This is a genomic window from Vibrio sp. 1402 (genome assembly GCF_033340275.1).
Map to the genome: position 1 here is coordinate 96,022 of NZ_JAWOWE010000013.1, position 20,310 is coordinate 116,331.

A 20,310-nucleotide genomic window follows, 5' to 3' on the forward strand; every position below is an offset into this window, starting at 1 on the left:
TCAAGTTAACTATTTAGGCACAGCGCTGATTTTCAGTGCTTTTGGTAAATGCTGTTCGAATATTTGTTGTAATCGAGTCTTGGTAACGGGTTTAGCCACGAACTCGTTCATCCCGACATCGAAGCAATGTTGCTGATCCTCTTTAATGACATTGGCACTTAGCGCAATAATTGGAACGTGTTTCCCCCACTCTCCCATTTTTCGAATTCGCTCCGTAGCAATAAACCCATCCATCACAGGCATTTGGCAGTCCATAAAAATCAAATCGAAAGGCTGCTGATCACACAGCTGCAATGCTTCTTCGCCATGGTTGGCGACACTCACTCGCACACCCAGTTTTTCTAACATGATGCGAACTACCTTCTGATTGACGATGGTATCTTCAACAACCAATACCCAAGGTTTATCATTATCTTGAGGGCTGATTTCGTTGTCTTCCGCTTTCCGGAAATCTAATACATTAAGTTGGTCGGTATAGGTCGGTTGCGCATTTATTACAGCAACAGGAATCGAAAATTCAAAACAGCTTCCCAGCCCAAGCTCACTTGTTAGTTGTATTTCCCCTCCCATCAAGTTAACCAACTGTGCAGCTATCGCCAAACCAAGCCCTGTCCCACCATACTTTCTGGTGGTACTACCATCAGCTTGTTGGAAGCGTTCGAAGATTGCTTGTTGGTGCTCTTTCGCAATACCAATACCAGAATCCACAACTCGAAACCGGATATGAGCGGTCTCTCCATCAAGTCGAGATAACGCTACAAGAAGCTTCACATGGCCGCGCTCGGTAAATTTAATCGCGTTGCTCAACAAATTGTTCAGAACTTGTTTCAATCGTGTGGCATCACCTTGCACTTCCATTGGCAAGTGAGGATCAATATCGCTGAGCAGCTGTAAGTTTTTCTGCTTGGCTTTGACACTATGTAAACTGATGACATCGTCAAGTAGCTCGCGAAGATCATAGCTCGTGTATTCCAGCTCTACTTTGCCAGCTTCAACTTTAGAGAAGTCCAAAATGTCGTCGATGATCGTCATTAGTGAGTGAGAAGAACTGTCAATGATCTCTACAAACTCTTTTTGCTGGGGATCGAGGTCGGTGTCATTGAGCAACGACGACACACCAATAATGCCATTCATCGGTGTGCGGATCTCATGACTCATAGTGGCGAGAAACTCACTTTTTTTACGATTAGCGACTTCTGCCCTATCGCGTTCAGCCTCTAACTCAGTCTGGTGCTCTTTCACTTTCTCAACACTTCGGTTGTATTTCTCTGCCAAAACACTCACTTCATCAAAGCACCATCGTTTAGGGAGAGTCACTTTACTCGGCACTGTACCGCCACGAAAATCGCTCACCGCACCAGACAGCAATTGTAACGGATTGACCAACAAGCGAAACGCCACCCAAAGAACACCAATGATGAGGACAAGAATTTTGATCGCTTCTGTCGTAAGTAGAAAAAAGAACTGCTGCCAAAGATCTTCATATATCGCGCTAAGATCCGATTGAACCGTTAATATCGCGAGATCATACGTTTTATCGCCGACCCGATACTGCATCGGCCAGCTTCTCTCGACAACATCCTCAGAAAGCGCCGAACCTAATTCAATGATAACTTCGTCTTCACTAGCAATACGCAAGTAGTCCACCGAGGGCATACGCATTGCACCTTGAGCTTGTGTCAGCAACAGCTCCCTATCCTCTACCCACAAACTCGCAGAAAAGCTCGATAAATAGCTAGACTCAACCTGCTTTAATTCAACATCTAAATGGGCTAAATCTTCGTGAAAAACTCGATATAAGCTCACTGTAGAAATGATGACCGTAAAGATTAAACTCAACGTTAATACCGCCAACATAAGTTGGTTGCCGATACTAAAACGACGTTGAGATCGCTCTTTTTCATCCATATGAAACCGCTCCGATAAACTTGCGCTACTCTAAATATAGCTACGCACAAATAATAATCGAGGATACGATGAAAAGACTTCTACTTAGATTGGCTTTTAGCTTAATTGTTGTAAGTTCTCATGTGACCGCAAATCAAGTGAACTATTACGTCATTGCTGAACAAGCTCGACCATTTCAAATTGAACAACAGGGACAAATGCACTCCGGAATTGTGACCGATATCGTCAGCGCTATCTTCGCGGAGTCGGATTACCAAGTGAATTATCATACTTATCCATTTAAACGTATGATTTCCATATTGGAAGAAGGCGCTGAGCCAAACTGGTTAACTTATGGCAGCCCGAACTGGGGCAAGGTGCAATCGGAAAATTTATCTGAGGAGCCCATTTACACTGTAAAACATGTACTGGTGTCGAGTAGCGAGAAGCCTTTAGAATTCAAAAATATGGATACCATGCATGGTCGTTCTATTGTATTACTGCTGGGGTTTGATTATCCAAATTTAACACCGTTCTTTGAAAATGGCAGTGTCAATGAAATGCGCGTGAAAGACTACAACGCCGCATACCGAGTGATAAGCCGAACCCCTGGAGATACAGCTTTTGTCGAGATGGAATCCCGAGTCCTTTACAACTTAAAGCGACTCAATTTGCAGTTAGAGAATTTTCAGATACAGCCTTTCAGCTCGGTTATTCCTGACTACTCAATCTACCTAGCTTTTTCACCTCAAATGCAACCAGAAACTCAAAATTACATCAATACACGACTCGTTGAATTAAAAGCCTCAGGGGAAATTGATGAAATCATTCAAAAGTATCAATGAATCAACTCATTAACAAAAACGCCAACGATGATACGTTGGCGTTTTTGTTTCTGGGAAATCTGTAGCACTTACTTAATGTGGTTAACAAACTTAGGATCAAACATGTGCCCCAATTTACTCGCCTTGGTTTTCAGGTAATGTTGATTACTTGGGTTATTCCCTTCTTGTAATGGCACTCGTTCAATGACGTTAATATCAACCGCTTTTAAGGCGGCGAGCTTGCGTGGGTTATTCGTCATTAGACGCACAGCGTCAATCCCCAAATGCTCTAGCATTCCTTTACAGAACGCGTAATCACGCATATCAGCGGCAAAACCTAAACGCTCATTTGCTTCCACGGTATCTGCGCCATCATCTTGTAAGTGATAGGCACGAATTTTATTAATCAAGCCGATTCCACGCCCTTCTTGACGTAAATAAAGCAGCACACCACATCCCTCTTTGACGATGTTTTGTAGCGCTCTATTAAGCTGAAAACCACAGTCACAACGCGTGCTAAATAGAGCATCTCCGGTAAGACACTCCGAATGCAACCGAATAAGTGGTGCTGCACTTTTTGTTGGCTCGCCATAGACCAGAGCAAGATGCTCTTTATTTGTCGCGGCTTCAATAAAGCCGTACATCATAAATGTGCCCCACTGGGTGGGCAGTTTGGCTTTATCGATAAACTTCACGAGATTGTAAGGCTCAACATGTCTCAGCTCTGCCCGCACATTCATCAGAATCTCTCCTAGATGATTTTCTCCTTTACCATCTCCCCCGTCTCCCCAAAAGGCATCTTTATGAGAATGCTCTGTTAGGCAAGCGTTACCCGTTCTCATTAATTGCTGCGCTAATGGTGGATTTTGTAGAAACTTTTCCCTAACGATGAAAGCCATAACAGCCAACTTTATATCGTCCCAATCGCTTCTGACAAAGTGTTCGTATTTACGGCTTAAAGCAAACGCTTCATCAGGGGTGCTTGCGTGCTGAATTTTACTTTGCAACTGAGCATCGAGAAACTTTTGGGCTTGGTAATAATGTTCGCTGGTGGGCCAAGTTTGGGAGGAGATATTGACTGGGGCATGGCAAAAATTTGAGAGAAAACCGTGGGGCTCATCGGGCTCATAAAAAAGGATTTGATCAACCATACTTGCGCTCCTTGCTTTGTGGTTGCGATAATCAACAAAAAGCATATCGCTACTGATATATCTAGTAACACAAGGTCAGATTGTCAAACTTCTTCGGGACGGGAGTGTGAAACTCGTGCTTTTGAGGCGCAAGACAGATAAATGGAGGGTTTGAATAAGAGAGTAATAGAGTGAAAAAATAAAAAGGGCAGTCCGTCGACTACCCTATGGGTTGCTAAACCAACCTGAGGCGATCAGTGTATCAAGCCAAGCTCCCTTGCTTCTTCAATGGTCAACCCACTTTCACGGATCTCACGTAACGCTTCAATGCGTCTTCTGGCTTCTGCTGATTTCACTGTTTTCTCTGGCTTCACAACGGTTTCCTCATCAGGTAATTCCCATTTGTGAGCGATGTTGGTCATCTCGTCATGGTCGATAGAATTAATGGACATATTTCCTCCGAACACACCATGTTTTCGATGCGTAATCTATAGCAAAACCGGAACAAGGTGGTAAGAAAAACTGTAGGGAAATGTGACCCCTCCCGCCCTTTCGTTAACTCCTTAATAGATTCATCATTTAAGTTTTGCTAAGGGACAAATTTACGATTAAATTTGAGTAATTCCCCCTACGAAAAGTGTGCTGATCTAGCTCTCAATTCTGCTCTTCTTTAGTTTTATCAACGACGCATTACACCACTTCCTGTTTAACCTAACTTTCGAGTCACTTCACTGATTCATAGCTTGATACTTTCTAAAAACCGCCACACCTGATAATGATAATAATTATCTTTTAGATTGGTAAGGTGTTTATATGGATGGTATTAACTTAAGTCATGCATACCACAATGACCCGGTCATCCAGATCCGAGATTTGTGCGTCGATTACATCACTGATAATGGTGATTTTAATGCGGTAAAGTCCGTCAGCTTTGATATCGGCAAAGGCGAAGTATTTGGTCTTGCCGGTGAATCTGGATGTGGTAAAAGCACAATCGCATTCTCAATAAATCGTCTTCATAAGCCGCCAGCGTTCATTTCTGGCGGTAAAATATGGTTTGATGGCAAGGATATCCTTAGTATCTCAGACTCTGAGCTGACCGCTCTAAGGTGGAGTGAAATCGCCATGGTGTTCCAGAGCGCGATGAACTCACTCAACCCTGTCTTAACGATACAAGAGCAATTTGCAGATGTGTTACGACACCATCAAGGCCTCACTAACGCTCAAGCAAAAGATAGAGCAGAAAAGTTGTTGGACTTGGTCAATATTCCTCGAGAACGCTTAGCAGAATATCCTCATCAATTTTCAGGAGGAATGCGTCAGCGGTTGGTGATAGCCATTGCTTTGTCTCTAAATCCAAAACTGATCATTATGGATGAACCCACAACAGCATTAGATGTAGTGGTACAGAGAGAAATTTTACAGCAAATTTATCAGCTTAGAGATGAGTTCGGTTTTTCAGTCCTCTTTATCACTCATGACCTGGCACTCATGAGCCAACTATGTGATCGAATTGCAATCATGCGTCACGGAGAAATCGTCGAAGTCAATCGAGCATACGATATACGCAATCATCCTCAACACCCCTACACGCAAAAGCTATGGGCTTCTTTCCCAAACATCCATGACGTCCACAAACAACCAGAGTTACAAGGAGCGTAACCATGAGCCAGCCTATCATCCAAATGAAAAATGTGATTAAAGAATTCAAAGTGGGCGGTGGTTTAGCGAAAGAGGAAACCTTTCGTGCGCTTCAAGGAGTGACTTTTGATCTGTACGCAGGAAAAACCTTGGCTTTGGTTGGAGAATCAGGCTGCGGTAAGAGTACTTGCGCTCGCTTAATAACCAAAGTCTACCCTGCAACGCAAGGCGAGATCCTTTTCAATGGCACTGACATAAATGAGATCACGTCACGATCGGCTCTACAAGAATATCGCAGTAAAGTACAAATGGTGTTTCAAGATCCGTTTGGCTCTCTCAATCCAACTCATACCATTCGCCATCACCTAACACGTCCTTTAAAAATTCATAAACAAGTCAAAAACGAGCGCGACATCCCAGCCCGCTTGGAAGAGCTCCTAAAGCTGGTGGAACTACCAGAAGAGACACTGAATAAGTTCCCTCACGAACTCAGTGGTGGGCAACGTCAGCGAGTAAACTTAGCAAGGGCTTTAGCGGTAGGTTCGCAAATCATTCTTGCGGATGAGCCTACGTCTATGCTGGATGTTTCTATTCGCTTGGGAGTGTTGAATTTAATGCAACGAATGAAGCAAGAACTGGGAATTGGTTTTTTATACATCACTCATGATCTGGCGACTGCGCACTACATCGCGGAAGAAACCGCAGTAATGTACAAAGGGCAAATCGTTGAATGGGGCGACACTCATTCAATACTTAAGAACCCGCAGCATCCTTATACTAAGCTGTTGATTTCTGCCGTTCCTGATCCTGACTTACCTTTTGGTAACTTAGTGAAAAATGAGCCAAACTATTCGATAGATGCCGATGAAATTCGTCAACGTAGCAGCATAATTGTCGACGAATTTGATCAAATAGGGCCAAATCACTATGTAAAACAATGGACTGAGGTAGCGTAATGGATTTGAGTACTTGGCAAGATCAAATCGCCATGTGGTACGAACAGCGGAAACATGATCAAGTAGAAAAATTGGAAACGATCTTATATCAGGTGCCTGATGACGTGTTTGGACCCGAATTGAGTGATCTTCAAAGTAAAGCGATTGCTTGCTGGTTGGATGGATGTTTACGCGTGTTTCAACATGCAAGGTACCAAGACCCTCAGAAAGCATATCAAACCTTGCTTTATACGAGTGCAAAGCTTGAACAAGCAGCATGCCAAGTCTCGACTGATATTCTGATCAAAGATTGGTGTTTGAGACGACTTCAGCATCTCACCGTTGTGGCGTTAGAGTTTTGTAATCAGCAGTGTGATCAAAACAAGTGGCAGGAACAAGCCCATAGCTTAATCGAATCACATGTTGCGTTGATGCGTTCATTACATTGGAATGAACCTAAGAAGCATGATCAAGGTTTGCCTCATTAGTCCGGAAAAATGATCAAGGCTTAATTAGCGGAATTTTAGGTAAAAAAAAGCGAGTTTCCTGAGGAGAAACTCGCGAAGTCTATTCAGAATGAATGTAACAATATGAGCCAATCTATTAATCATCAGAAAGGACAAAAGGTTGTCTATTCGGGATAAATAGTAGTATTAGGCTTGGCTTCTAATGTCAGTGGTTTGTAAGAGTTAAGTCTGTTTTTTATCATCGAAAGACATTGTTACATTTCAAACCGATACATCACACCTATAGCTTGGTACACATCAAGCGACACTTTTAAATCGCCATTTCATCCAAGGCACGAAATACCATTTCATCCATGTGACCATCGAAGATTTGACGACAAACTTTCCGACGCACCGCTAACCCCGCAATCAAGCGCTCGATGGTAAGATGCTTAACATCGTTCTGGGTGTTAAACAGCTCGACGGTTTTACTTAATGTCTCATAAGGAATCGGCTCATCCCCTACCCTTAGCCAATCGAGCTTCTCTATGTAATCTGAGCACTCTTCTTTGATTGAGGCATAGGAGTGCCCTGTCATCGCAGACAAAGCCGTTATACTGCGTTCTAGAGCCTCTGGTGAGGTATATTTAGATAGAGTAATGGTGATCTCATCAGCATTGATCTCTACCAAATGTTTTCTTTGCTTCACGCGTCGCCCTAAATTTCCTCTTGGAGACGGTGCTTTGCGTTGAATGGGCTCAAATTCGCCGTCTATGATGCCTGAGAGCTCCTCAAGCTGTTGTCGGGTTACCATCTCATTACGAAGTGGATTTGGCAGCGTAGGCGCCATGTTACGCTTTCCTGCGTTGGTCGTTCGCGCTCGCGAGTAACGTAAGACCTCTTCGACATCACATTTGATGTCGATCTGGTAGTCCATCACTTTGTCATTTTCGATCATGGTTTCGATCGTCAGGTGATAACCCCACAAATTAACGACGAATAGATCATCATTCCCTTTTCCATCAGACAACCGCTTTAGTTCTCGGATCAGATCCATGGAGAAACGTCGCCATTCAATGTTACGTGCAAGTTTCTGGTTTAACTCACTCAGTAGCATGCAATCCGTGTGACGACGAACCATGCGACTACGGAAGAAAGAGTACAGTTGAAACACCAAAGTATGTTGTTTCAAGATCTCTGGTGGGAACAAGAAGAAATAATCGCGTGTTAGTAGTTCTTCGTAGAACGACGGTTCCCACACCAAGATGTATAAGTTGGGTTTAATACGAATTTCGCCATCACTGCCCTCAACGGGCGCTTCTTCTGAAGCCGTGATGGTACGGGCTAAGAAGCGGAAGCGGTCACTCTTAAAGCCTTCGGGCATGTTTTCACTTAGCCAACGTCCAGTAAGTTCATGGAGCTGAAAATCAGTGAATTCAATGCGATCAATGCTATCGCGAATGGAATCACGAGCTGGGCCACTGTCTTTTTTGCCTCTGAGCGACAAAATATCAGTGATGTATAGCGGCGTTTTGTTTGGTACGTGAGCCGCATCAAGCTGATACTGATCTTTGTGATGATCATGGTACTGAACTGTTAACGTGAAGAGAGCGAACAGGGTCATGAGATCATCCACAGTCATGATATTTTTGGATGATCGCGTCTCAATAACGGCTTTTGTGCCAGAGATCGACACCATGGATTTCTGATAACTTTTTCGAGTTCTTGGTGGCGCAAGTGCTTGGTCAATTATCCCAGCCCAATTTGTTGGAGATACAACAAATTGATCGGCTTCATCTTTCATCGTGGGAGGTGTGTTTAACCCGTGCTCATTCAACAAACGTTTGTTTACTTGAGTCTGAGCCAATGCTTTCGAACGTTTTTGTTTCTCGTTCTGGCGAACTTTGTCGGTAACAAGACTTGTTGCTCCCAACACAGATATAAGCTGATTGGGATTCACAAATTTGTGTAGCATCGTTTTACCAGCAAGTCCCTCTTCAAAACGCACTGGAGTTTGAGTAAATAAACCAATATTTACTGCCGCGCGCAAACGTTGTTGCAGGGCTGCACGTGTGAGTTGCCCATCTGTTGCTTCCACAATCTCTGTGGTTGAAACCAAACCATCCTTGCTGCTGAAGCCTCGTAATGAGATCAGATTAAGCAACTCTAAGATGCTTTTAGTCACCCCTTTGAAATGTTGGTACTGCTCTACCCAATCCGCAGAGGATTCATGTACCTCAAAAAGATGGCCATCTTTGTGGCTTCTCGGTGCTTTAATCAGAATTTTTTCATCAGCCGTCATTTTAGATCCAGATCACACTAGCCGTAGTTGTGCTATGGTTCCGAAGAATAAAGAAAAACAGATCATAAATAAAGAAAAAAGATTGTTTTTTAAATAACTGATCTTTTTGATTAATCTGATCTTAATTGATTATATGATCTAATGATCTGGCTTGGAATTTTCCTCTAAGTTTTTGTTCTATAAGGCTATTATTTTCATGTATTTCGGAACTATGATCATAAGAAGTCTGAAAGTATGATCAACAATAACCTGAAAGCATGATCATATTTATTCGTAAGCATGATCATTAAGGTTATGAAAAGATGATCAAAAGAGTCTTGAAACGATGATCATGATGTTTTTACAGGTTATCCACAGATGCAGTATTTAATAATTATCTTCACGATGATTATATTGTGCATTGGTAATGTTATTTATACTCGGATCGATGATCAAGAGCCAATATATCTATCGTTCTGGCGCCCATATTGATGAGATATCACTCATCTGATTAAAATACATTCAAGTCGCTCATATTTAGAAGTAAATCCTAGTCTCTGCTTATTTACAGGAAGCATGATCATGAGAGTGTGATTTATCATAGCAACTTGCGCAATTTCATTGTTCCGGCTTCTATACCGTCAATTTCTGCTCAATCCCCCATTCTGTCTGCACTCAACCGTAAATCAGAGAAGAAAACTCATGCTTCCGAGAGATTCTAAGGCTTGATCATATTTCCGATTAATGGATCTTATTTTATTTGCGTGTTTACACCGTACTCTGCTCAATTTTGCCATGATCATGCTTTCGGATTTGTTTATTAACACGGAAGCATGATCATAAGTATACCTTGATCATACTTCCATAGATGTTTCGCTGGAACTACCCTATTTTGTTCGGAGACATGATCAAGGTGTTCAGGTCTTTATTGTTCCGATATTACTTACTATTTTTCGTTTAAATTAGGTTGGTCTAACATAATCCGTAATTTAGCTTAAGATTATAATCGTTCCGGTAGAAAATTGATTTACATTGTAAATGAGTGACGCTGTAACACTTTTTATTTTTAAGTTTAGGTGTCCACTTATGAGAAGATTATTTGATTAAAAATAGTTATCTTTTTGACCATAAATCATAAAAGCGTCGATTTGGGTGTTTTTTTATGTGATGGTTATTCAAAATGTTCGTGCACCTTTTTGTTGTTTTTGGTCTTTACTGCTGTACAATTGAAATTATAAATCCTTCCAACGGAATTTGGCATGAAAAGAGAAAAAACGATTGAAAACCTTCTTGAGTTAGCGGAGCTGACTCAGCAGGTTCAAGCTGACCGTATTGAAATTGTTTTAGAAGAGCGAAGCGATAACTACTTCCCACCAATGTCGAAAGCGATGATGGAAACCCGTTCTGGTCTAACTCGCCGTAAGCTCGACGACGCGATTGGTAAAATGGAAGCCGCTGGGCATCAATTTACCAAAAACAACGCGAATCATTATTCAATTACGTTAGAAGAAGCACACATGCTCATGGATGCGGCTGAAGTGCCTAAATTTCATGAGCGTAAAAAGAATTCAGGTAACAAACCTTGGATTATTAATGTGCAGAACCAAAAGGGCGGTACAGGTAAATCAATGACCGCGGTTCATTTAGCGGCATGTTTAGCGCTAAATTTGGATAAACGATACCGTATTTGTTTAATCGACTTAGACCCACAAGGCTCGCTACGTTTATTCCTCAACCCGCAAATCAGCATGGCAGAGCATGATAATATCTATTCTGCGGTAGACATTATGTTGGGTAACGTGCCTGATGGTGTGGAAATTGACAGTGAATTTTTACGTAAAAACGTATTGCTGCCAACGCAATATCCGAACTTAAAGTCGATTTCAGCATTTCCAGAAGACGCGATGTTTAATGCGGAAGCATGGCAAACGCTATCTGAAGACCCATCACTCGATATCGTCCGTCTGCTGAAAGAGCAACTGATTGATAAAATTGCTGATGACTTCGATATCATTATGATTGATACCGGTCCACACGTTGACCCATTAGTATGGAATGCGATGTATGCATCAAATGCCTTGCTAATTCCTTGTGCGGCTAAGCGTCTGGACTGGGCTTCAACAGTAAACTTCTTCCAGCATTTGCCTACGGTATATGAAATGTTCCCGGAGGACTGGAATGGTCTTGAGTTTGTTCGCTTGATGCCAACCATGTTTGAGGACGACAATAAGAAGCAAGTTTCTGTTTTAACTGAAATGAACTATCTTCTAGGTGACCAAGTTATGATGGCTACTATTCCTCGTAGCCGTGCGTTTGAAACCTGTGCCGATACCTACAGCACAGTATTTGATCTGACAGTAAGCGATTTTGAAGGCGGTAAGAAGACACTAGCTACCGCGCAAGACGCTGTTCATAAGAGCGCACTGGAATTAGAGCGTGTGCTGCACTCTAATTGGCCGTCATTGAATCAGGGGTAATAAGTAAATGGCTTTGAAAACGTCTGAATTAAACGCGAAATTATTTGGCAAAACGAATAAGCGTCGTGTTGTGACTCCGCAAGAGGCGCAAACTGCGGCAAAAGAGAAAGCTCAAACGATTGAACTAGCAGTTGCAGGTGAAAATATTGTTCAGTTTGAACTTGTGCGTATTCCTGCAAATAAAGTTGCGACAGAAACAACAGTATTTGTTGATAACGCTCGTGAGCAATCGTTCTTAAACGAACATGCTTTATCTGATGTTTTAGTCACACTCAAAGAGCGTGGCCAACAATATCCAGCAGTGGGTCGTAGAACTGAAGATGGCAAGATTGAAGTTTTAGATGGTAGCCGTCGTCGCATGTCTTGTATCCTCGCTGAACAAGACTTTTTGGTTTATGTTGCTGACAACATTAATACTGACCATGCTAAGTTTTTGTCTGATGTGGCAAATGCTCACAAGCCGCTCTCTTTATATGAAAAAGGGAAAGAGATGCAGGCTAAGCTTGATAGTGGTGAAGCTGAAGATCAGAAAGCATTGGCAAAAATGTTCCAGTGCAGTGAAGCGTTGGTAAGTGGCGCTTTAAAAGCCGCAGCATTACCGTTAGAACTGCTTCAAGCGTATCCGAATGTTGGCGATCTCGGTCGTCCAACTATCGTGAAACTGCACAAACAGTTTTCAACGCTGACGCCAGAGCAGCAGCAAGAGCTGTTAGATAAATGTCGCTCTAGCGAAGGGTTTTTATGGCAGCGAAGCACAGCTCAAGGCGTTGCTCGTCTGACAAAAGAAGTCACGGAAAGCATCGAAAATTGGATTACTGAACTTGCACCAGCAAAACCTGGCAAGAAGACGGAAAAAGTCGACTTAGTAAAAGGTCGAGCAAGCTATAGCCGAAAAGGTAGCAGCCTGGCGTTGAACTTGAAGAAAGTTGACGACAGCTTAATGGAAGAGATTCTTGCGTTTTTACAAACCAAACTGCAATAACAAACGATGATTGAATCAACCGCCTCCGGGCGGTTTTTTTATATCTGAGAAGCGTCAAATTAAAGATGTGATACCATTGCGTCAGTTCAACGTTGGATAGACAAAATGCAGACACAATCTGATTTCCTTTCATCACTTCAACATCAAGCTCACCAATCTTTCCAAAGGATTGGTGTTGTCATTCAAGGCGAGGCTTCTTGGCAAAATGCGTTGATGTTAGAGTTCCATAAAACGCAGCGCCATCAACGTTGGTTTTCTGTTGGTGATTTTGGTTTGAAAAACGTATCCAGTGTTTCGTCTAAACAAGGGCACATGTTGCTAGGCAGAGAGTGTGACGTTCTATTGTTTGATGCTCGAAATGGCTTTGACGCCAATAGTTTTACCGCCGCGCTTGGCTCATTGGTTGGCGGCGGTTTTCTTATTGTCATTACTGAGTCGCGACAAACTGCGAATTTTTCTCAGCAATGGATGCACAAACAATGGGAGAAGCTCGTTGTTATTGAGCAAGAAAAACCATTGCCAACGGCTCCAGACATCAAGCAAGCAGAAAAAGAAAGCCACTACACGGAACAAGAACATGCCATTTCTCTAATTGAAAAGGTGGTGACAGGACATCGAAAGCGACCATTAATTTTGACCGCTGATCGTGGACGTGGAAAAACAAGTGCCCTCGGAATTGCGTGTGCGAACTTATTACAGCAGAAGCCGCTTAGAATCTTAATTACGGCACCATCTATAAAAGCCGTTGAGCCTGTTTACCAACATGCTTTACGTTTACTCCCTAGCGCACAGCGTATTAAGAAGGACAGATTAGAATCAGGGCAGGGAGCCATTCAATTTATTGCTCCAGATGAACTATTATTGAGTCGACCTGAATGTGATTTGTTACTTGTCGATGAAGCGGCTGCAATTCCAGTTCCTATGCTCAAGAGCATTACCGAACATTATCATCGACTCATTTTTTCTACGACTATTCACGGTTATGAAGGTTGTGGCCGGGGCTTTACGATTAAATTTGTTGATTGGCTTCAGAAACAGCGTTCGGGAATGAAAACGTGGCACATGACACAGCCCATCCGCTGGAGCATGAATGATGCGCTCGAATCATGGCTCTATGACGCGTTTTTGTTGGATGCGGAGTTAACGCACCATCAACTTAACCAGGTCGACTCAATTTCCCTTTCTAAAGCCGATAAGGACGATTTGATATCGCAGCCTAGTTTGCTGCGCGAGTGCTTCGCTCTTTTGGTTAATGCTCATTATCAGACCTCGCCGAATGATTTGATTCACCTTTTGCAAGACGACAACAGTCAGCTCTATTTTGCTAAGCAAGATAATGCGGTTGTGGGGGTAATATTAGCGGTCGAAGAGGGTGGGCTTGACGCTGAATTGGTTGAAGAAATTCAGCTTGGTAAGCGTCGTCCTAAAGGACACTTAGCCCCAGTTACGATTGCAAACCACCTAGGATTTCCGAATGTCGCGAATCTATCGACGCTGCGAGTCATGAGAATTGCTGTTCATCCGGAATTGCAAGGAAGAGGCATCGGTCAAAAAATGCTGCAGCAACTTGATCAAATGGCGGCTAAACACATTGCTTACTTATCCACGAGTTTCGGTGCGACGGAAGAGTTGGTCCATTTCTGGCTACAATCGAACTTCCGTGCAATTCGTTTAGGGTCAATGCGCGATGCTGCTAGCGGTTGTTATTCAGTCTTGATGGTCAAACCTTGTGATTCCCAACAGACGGCTTGGGTCGATGAATCTCAGGCGCTATTTGAAGAAATGTTGTCTAACAATGTGGCTGACGTCTATCCAAAATTAGAAGCCTCTATTTTTCGAGCTCTATTACCGCAACCTTTGGGAATGAGTCCACTTCATCCCGCTAAGTTATTACTAATTGAATGCTATGCTGATGGTGGTAACAGTTATGAGTCCGTGTCTGCTTGGCTTCAGCAGTGGTTACTTAACTTAGGTTTGAACTCCGCTTCCGACTTGATGATCAGTAAGCTTTTTCTTAACCGTAGTTGGACTGAATGTGCTCAGCAATTTGGTTTACCTGGAAGAAGGCAAGTTGAGCAGCAGTTAAGGGACGAAGTAAGACATATTTGGAACGATTTACACTGTAAACACTAAAGGGAAATTTACACTGTAAATGAAATTATTAGGAGCTGATTTTACACTGTAAATCCAGCTCCTTTTTATTTCAGCGTGTATTTTGATTGAGCTTTAGGTTAAATCGAGTTTTCTCTTAATATCCTGTTTAACCGTTATTGATGGATTACTTTCTTTAGTGACGTGAGCCCTATAATAAGAAATGCGAGGTTTGTTCAGAAAACGGATTTGGTTAGACTGAAAGTGTTGATGGGATGCAAAGTGGTAAGGGTATGTGGAAGCTGTGTCTTGAGTTATCTGAAGATAAAACCAAGGTGATAGCCCGTCTTCCGGGTGAAGTGGATCTCGGTGGTGAGCTAAATCAAAATGAATTAAACGAGCAGCTCGTCGTAATGAACGCCGAAAAGATGTTTGTTGTAGAGGGGGAAGCCGTTAGGTTCATTAACTGCGCCAAAGAACGTAAAGCTGAAGCTTACGAAGGCATCGTCATTGCAGAAAAACGCAACGCACAAGTTGAGGTCGAATTGTCGAATAATGACATGCTCGCCAGTATGAACGTTGTCGGTGCTTATGGAGGCCGAGGTTTACGCGGCCCCGAGATTGTTCAAGCTCTTGCTCAAGCGCGAGTTTCGAAAGGCATCAACAAACTGGCTTTGAAGAAAGTGTTGGTTGTCAGCACTCAGCTCAAACCTGGCGAAACTTTTTCTCAACCTGTAGCGGTTGGTAAGCAACCTATCAAAGGCAAAGACGCTCTTTTTACTCCTCTTGTTAAAGACATCACCAAACGCATCCTCAAACCCAAAGACGGCCAATCTGCTAGCGACAAAATTGATTTACGTAACCTCGGTGAAACTATCGCGGTTGACGTAGGCGATGAGGTGATGCGCCGCACGCCTGCGACCAAAGGCACGCCTGGTTTTACTGTTCAAGGGCGAGTGATTCCTCCACAAGCCGGAAAAGATAGCCCAATGAAGCCAGGCAAGGGCACCGAGATAAGCAAGCACGACCCAAACCTATTGATTGCATCGGTATCCGGTACGCCTCTGATTAAAGACAAAACCATCGAAGTTGATAACGCACTCTGCCTCAATAGCGTTGGCGTGAATACAGGCCACGTGAAATTCAAAGGGAATGTGATTATCGGTGGCAACATTGAATCTGGCATGATTGTTAAAGCGACGGGCTCTATTACTGTAGGCGGCTTCATTGAATCGGCTGACGTACAAGCGCAAGACGACATTCAAGTTGGTAAAGGGATCATTGGCCACACCGTGAGTGATGGCCAGCCAAAGAGTTGTCACGTCAAAGCCAAAGGTTCGATTCGCGCAAGCTACGCCCAATATTGTGATTTGCAAGCCGGAGAAGATATTGAATTGGCGGTGCACAGCATGAATAACGATATTGTTTGTGGGCGCAATCTGACGGTGCTGGATGCGAACGGTAGGAACGGTACGCTCAGCGGCGGAGATGCAAAAGTCGGTGACAAAGTGGTGTGCTTACAATTGGGCGTAGAAGGCGACACCGCCACTAAGGTAGAAGCGTTCGCGCGCTATTCTGCATTTAAGGAGCGATTAGCAGAGCTCAAAGATCAATACAAACGCGCTCAAGAAGGCACGATGGATGTGATTCGTAAAGAGCTCGAATTTAAGAAACGTCCTAAAGCCGAACGTACCGACGAAGAACAAGCTCAGATTGATGTGATGAAAACACAAAACAACGAGCAGCTTGAAGCGATAAAGCAAAAGCTAGAACAAACGGAACATGACTTTGAAGTCGCGTTAGAAGAAAATATTGTCGAAGCCAAAGAGCGTGTATTCACTCGCGTGACGGTGCAGTTTGGCGACGAACAAGTAACGACAAAGCGCACTCATGGCGGTTGTTCGTTCCGTTTCAATCAATACGAAATTAAAGTCTCGGCGAACTTGGAAGAAGAGGACGTCGCTGCGGTTTAAGCTTTCTTACTCACTGAGCCCACACGTCGCAACAAGATGTGTGGGCTTTTTTTATCTACAAATCGACAATGTGCTCTTGATAGTAGTCCGCAAGCGCACCCACTTGGCTGCTACACATTACTTTCATTGCTTGTTTAATGTGTTCTATTGGCCAGTTCCACCATTGGATATTGAGTAGAGTTTCAATCTCTTTATCGCTGAATCGTTGACGTACGACTTGGTTGTTTCCAACCACCACAGAATAAGGTTGCACGTCTTTCGTCACTACGGCGCGTGCTCCGACGACGGCTCCATCGCCGATGTTTACTCCGGGCATGATCATCGCCTCACTGCCAATCCAAACATCATTTCCCACCACTGTGTCTCCGGCACGCTCGAAACCGTCTTGTACGCCTTCTCCAAATTCTTCAGGAGAGAAGGGGAAGGTCGAAATCCAGTCAATGCGATGACCTTGGTTTCCTGCCATCATGAAGGTGGCTCCAGAAGCGATGGAACAAAACTTGCCAATGATTAATTTGTCGATGCTATCGGGTTCTCTACTTTGCCATTCTTGAAGTGTGACGGGGTCACCCAACAAGTAGCGTACCGCTTGCTCTTCGAAGCTTTTTTGATGATAGAAGCCCGAGTAATAGCTGTAATCGCCAACGATGATATTGGTATTAGTGATGTGATCTTTAATGACTTGACCTTTTAACCACGTGTCGAAAACACTCATAACTCATCCTTTCAAATTTAGGTTGTACAGAGTTTAGAGGCTTTCTATTATTTCCAGTAGTTTGATTTTAGAGATTCAGAATTACTGTATGGAAATAAAATGGCTCAGCTACGTACCACTTTACGTCGCTTTGTGCGAGGAGCGAAGTATTGCTGGCGCAGCAAAGCGCCTGAATTGTTCGAATGCGCATGTAAGTCGGCAACTTAAACAGCTTGAAGACATATTGTCGGTGCAGCTTATTCAGCGAACTACGCGCCAGTTTAATTTGACCTACGATGGTTTGCGGTTTTATCAGCAGGTAAAGCAACTGCTCGAAGGCGCTGAGCAGATCAATGAGCAAGTCATGGCAAACGAGATCGTATCGGGAAAATTGAGAATAGCGGCGTCTGCTTCTTTCGGAGCCGCGTTACTCAGCCAAACATTGATCGAGTTTCGATTGCAACATCCACAAGTGAGCGTCGAAGTGATCTTCACAGAGACACCTCTCGACTTGATTGAGGCTGGGTTTGATATCGCATTCTACTTTACCGATACTCCTCCAGAGGGATACGTCGGCTATCAGCTACGCACTTTACACTGTAAACCGATCGCTCATCGCTCGTATTTAGCTGATAAACCAAATGTAAGTACGCCAGAGGAGCTTGGTGACTTAGAGCACATCCTTTATAAAAGTCGCGACTTGGTGTTAGATAAGTGGACGTTTACGCATAAGCAAACTCAACAGCAGTGCAGCATTGAGTTAAAAAGTACGCTGAGTTTTAATCTTGTCCAGTCCATGTTGGATGCTACTTTGGCTGGCTGTGGTGTAGCCATGTTAGATGAATTTGCACTGGCTAAACTCGACCCTGCACAAAAAGAAAAACTCGTGAGTTTGCTGCCAGAATGGCAAACGGATGCGATTTTGCCGCTTTATCTGCTTTACCCAAAACGTGAGCACTTACCAAGAAGAACGCGAGCGTTCATTGATCACTTTAGGAACATATATTCTGTCGGCGAATAGCGACAACAAACTTAGCAACAATTGAGGAAGCAAAGGAATGCGAAAACACTGTATTGCGATTGGCGGTGGGGGCTGGATGATGGGAGAGAATCCGAGCCCACTCGATCAATACATTTTGTCTTTGTCTGGTAAGGAGAATCCAAACATTTGTTTTCTACCGACAGCCACGGGAGACGCCGATGAAGTGATTGAACGTTTTTACGATGCGAAGCTTAGTGAAAACGTGACCCATTTTCCGCTGTTTAAGTTTGAAGCTGGTTGGAAAGAAACGCTATTTGAACAAGACATCATTTACGTCGGTGGCGGTAATACGCGTTCGATGTTGGCCATTTGGCGCGAATGGGGTATCGATAGAATACTCAAGCAGTGTTATGAACAAGGCATCATCATTTGTGGCATGAGCGCAGGTGCAATTTGTTGGTTTGAGTTTGCGGTGACAGACAGTGATCCCGAAGCATACCAAGTTATGCGTTGTCTTGGATTTATTGACGGTTTGGCTGCGGCGCATTTTTCTCATGTAGGTGAGAAGTTCGAGGTTTTCCAAGCCTTTGCTCGTTCTCAACCGAGCATCACTTGTTATGGCATTCACGATTATGCGGCATTGCACTTTGTCGATGGAAAATTGTTAGCTACTGTCACCAGCTTTCCTGATGCCGGTGTGTTGGTTAAAACAGGTAACGAAGAAAACATATTGCGAGGATGAGCTTCTTCAAATCAGCATTAAAGGCAATAACTACTGACCGGACATAGAAGAAGCTCATGGATTCAGCTAACTTACATTAAGTATCGTGCTTACAGCTCGTAACGCAGACCTAAGTGGTAGTAGCTTTCGTCTGCGTGTGCACCGCCAAACGAGACTTCTTGTCCATTGCTGTAGCCACGCGAGCCGTTACGATCAACGTAGTTTGTGTAGATAGAAGAACGAGGCGTCAGTTTGTATTGCACTTCTAGCGTTGTATCTTTCAGCTCTAGCTCGTCACCATCACTGTTTTCTAAAGAACGATAACCAGCACGCAGTACCCATTTGTCATTTACACTGTAAACCGCCGTTAGTTCCATCACTTTGTCGGTACTGGTTTGTGAGTAATAGCCCTCTAGTTCATCTTCCGAGTACAACGCACCCAACATCAAATCACCTAGGTAGTAACGCGTACCTGCGCCCCAGAATGTGTAATCGGTGTCGTTGCTTTCACGTGCATCACCTTTATTCTTCTGCATCGCTATCACTGGTGCCAAGGTACCCAAATTCCCCATGTCTAGCGTATAACGCAGTGCAGCGTTGTAACCGTAGTCGAGCTCAGAAGTGTTGTTTCCTAAAATGTACGCGACAGAAAAATCGACATTACCTAGGCTGTTTTGGTATTGCAGCGTGCCATCTTGACGGAAAACTTGCGTTGCGGTTTTGTCGACTTTATTCGCTTGGCGCGCCATAGAAACATCGGAAGAGGCGAACACATCACCAATGTCGGTAAACATAATCAACCCAGATGCCACGCGACCACCAGTAATGCGACCATAATCTTTCGCATCAATACCCGCCCATACATAACGTGCGGTCAGAGACGGTTTGTCGTTTACTTGGTTTGCGTATTCAGCGGCACCCACTTGGTATTGCGCTTGGCCGATGATCGACGCGTACTCGTTGATGGTTTGTGAACCGTTTAAACCAATACGGCCATCAAACTCGCCATTTGCATCGCCGTGCTCATCATTTTTACTGGTGACATTGAAACCAAGACGAGAGTAAATATTTAAAACTGACCCATCTTCCGCTTGATACAGCTGCGCTGAAATTGCGTTTGATGCCATCAATGTTGGGAGAAGTAGAGTCAAAATGTGCTTTTTCATGATTAACGACCTTTCATTTCTATTGTTTTAGGTACGACAAAGCCCCTTCCGAGTAACGGAATAAGAAAAATTGTCGTGAA

General features: G+C 43.6%; 16 protein-coding genes. 10 read left to right on the forward strand and 6 right to left on the reverse strand.

What is annotated here, in order from left to right:
- Positions 1–9 precede the first annotated feature (9 nt).
- Positions 10–1,908 (reverse strand): ATP-binding protein, encoded by a 1,899-nt coding sequence (locus R7044_RS20200; RefSeq protein ID WP_033907240.1) that lies wholly within the window; start codon positions 1,906–1,908, stop codon positions 10–12.
- A gap of 68 nt (positions 1,909–1,976) precedes the next feature.
- On the opposite strand from R7044_RS20200, the gene R7044_RS20205 reads away from it, so the two are divergent.
- On the forward strand, positions 1,977–2,732 hold the full coding sequence (locus R7044_RS20205) for a substrate-binding periplasmic protein (protein WP_033907241.1): 756 nt from the start codon (positions 1,977–1,979) through the stop codon (positions 2,730–2,732).
- Between the two features lie 68 nt (positions 2,733–2,800).
- On the opposite strand, the gene ribA is transcribed toward R7044_RS20205, so the two are convergent.
- Positions 2,801–3,862: a GTP cyclohydrolase II gene (ribA, locus tag R7044_RS20210; RefSeq protein ID WP_081107475.1), complete on the reverse strand. Its 1,062-nt coding sequence runs from the start codon at positions 3,860–3,862 to the stop codon at positions 2,801–2,803.
- 233 nt (positions 3,863–4,095) lie between these two features.
- The gene (locus tag R7044_RS20215) at positions 4,096–4,293 is read right to left on the reverse strand and encodes a PA3496 family putative envelope integrity protein (RefSeq protein WP_005374493.1); all 198 of its coding nucleotides are present in this window, start codon (positions 4,291–4,293) and stop codon (positions 4,096–4,098) included.
- Between the two features lie 361 nt (positions 4,294–4,654).
- Between R7044_RS20215 and R7044_RS20220 the strand changes: the two genes are divergently transcribed.
- Genes R7044_RS20220 through R7044_RS20230 form a run of 3 tightly spaced genes read left to right on the forward strand, consistent with a single transcriptional unit; the run spans position 4,655 to position 6,905 of the window.
- Positions 4,655–5,503 carry an ABC transporter ATP-binding protein gene (locus R7044_RS20220; RefSeq protein WP_005374497.1) on the forward strand — a complete coding sequence of 283 codons (849 nt, stop codon included), beginning with the start codon at positions 4,655–4,657 and terminating at the stop codon, positions 5,501–5,503.
- A gap of 2 nt (positions 5,504–5,505) precedes the next feature.
- On the forward strand, positions 5,506–6,438 hold the full coding sequence (locus tag R7044_RS20225) for an ATP-binding cassette domain-containing protein (protein ID WP_171342403.1): 933 nt from the start codon (positions 5,506–5,508) through the stop codon (positions 6,436–6,438).
- Positions 6,438–6,905, forward strand: coding sequence for a hypothetical protein (locus R7044_RS20230; protein WP_005374501.1), 468 nt, complete (start codon positions 6,438–6,440; stop codon positions 6,903–6,905). The genes R7044_RS20225 and R7044_RS20230 overlap by 1 nt, the downstream gene beginning before the upstream one ends.
- Before the next feature lie 289 nt (positions 6,906–7,194).
- On the opposite strand, the gene R7044_RS20235 is transcribed toward R7044_RS20230, so the two are convergent.
- Entirely contained in the window at positions 7,195–9,165 is a 1,971-nt protein-coding gene (locus tag R7044_RS20235) for a replication initiator protein RctB domain-containing protein (protein WP_017635223.1), read from the reverse strand.
- Between the two features lie 1,238 nt (positions 9,166–10,403).
- Between R7044_RS20235 and R7044_RS20240 the strand changes: the two genes are divergently transcribed.
- The 4 genes from R7044_RS20240 (at position 10,404) to R7044_RS20255 (ending at position 16,667) form a co-directional block, all read left to right on the forward strand.
- Positions 10,404–11,621 carry an AAA family ATPase gene (locus tag R7044_RS20240; RefSeq protein ID WP_005374503.1) on the forward strand — a complete coding sequence of 406 codons (1,218 nt, stop codon included), beginning with the start codon at positions 10,404–10,406 and terminating at the stop codon, positions 11,619–11,621.
- Positions 11,622–11,628: 7 nt separating this feature from the next.
- On the forward strand, positions 11,629–12,603 hold the full coding sequence (locus R7044_RS20245) for a ParB/RepB/Spo0J family partition protein (RefSeq protein WP_062730866.1): 975 nt from the start codon (positions 11,629–11,631) through the stop codon (positions 12,601–12,603).
- Between the two features lie 105 nt (positions 12,604–12,708).
- Positions 12,709–14,736: a tRNA(Met) cytidine acetyltransferase TmcA gene (locus tag R7044_RS20250; protein WP_062730867.1), complete on the forward strand. Its 2,028-nt coding sequence runs from the start codon at positions 12,709–12,711 to the stop codon at positions 14,734–14,736.
- Between the two features lie 251 nt (positions 14,737–14,987).
- Entirely contained in the window at positions 14,988–16,667 is a 1,680-nt protein-coding gene (locus R7044_RS20255) for a DUF342 domain-containing protein (protein WP_225455782.1), read from the forward strand.
- A gap of 55 nt (positions 16,668–16,722) precedes the next feature.
- On the opposite strand, the gene catC is transcribed toward R7044_RS20255, so the two are convergent.
- A complete protein-coding gene (catC, locus tag R7044_RS20260; protein ID WP_025768711.1) occupies positions 16,723–17,382 on the reverse strand; it encodes a type C chloramphenicol O-acetyltransferase in 660 nt (219 codons plus the stop codon).
- Between the two features lie 88 nt (positions 17,383–17,470).
- On the opposite strand from catC, the gene R7044_RS20265 reads away from it, so the two are divergent.
- On the forward strand, positions 17,471–18,382 hold the full coding sequence (locus tag R7044_RS20265) for a LysR family transcriptional regulator (RefSeq protein WP_225455779.1): 912 nt from the start codon (positions 17,471–17,473) through the stop codon (positions 18,380–18,382).
- Between the two features lie 37 nt (positions 18,383–18,419).
- Positions 18,420–19,085, forward strand: coding sequence for a peptidase E (locus tag R7044_RS20270; RefSeq protein ID WP_054575283.1), 666 nt, complete (start codon positions 18,420–18,422; stop codon positions 19,083–19,085).
- Positions 19,086–19,174: 89 nt separating this feature from the next.
- On the opposite strand, the gene R7044_RS20275 is transcribed toward R7044_RS20270, so the two are convergent.
- Positions 19,175–20,230: a porin gene (locus R7044_RS20275; protein WP_225455780.1), complete on the reverse strand. Its 1,056-nt coding sequence runs from the start codon at positions 20,228–20,230 to the stop codon at positions 19,175–19,177.
- Positions 20,231–20,310 lie beyond the last annotated feature (80 nt).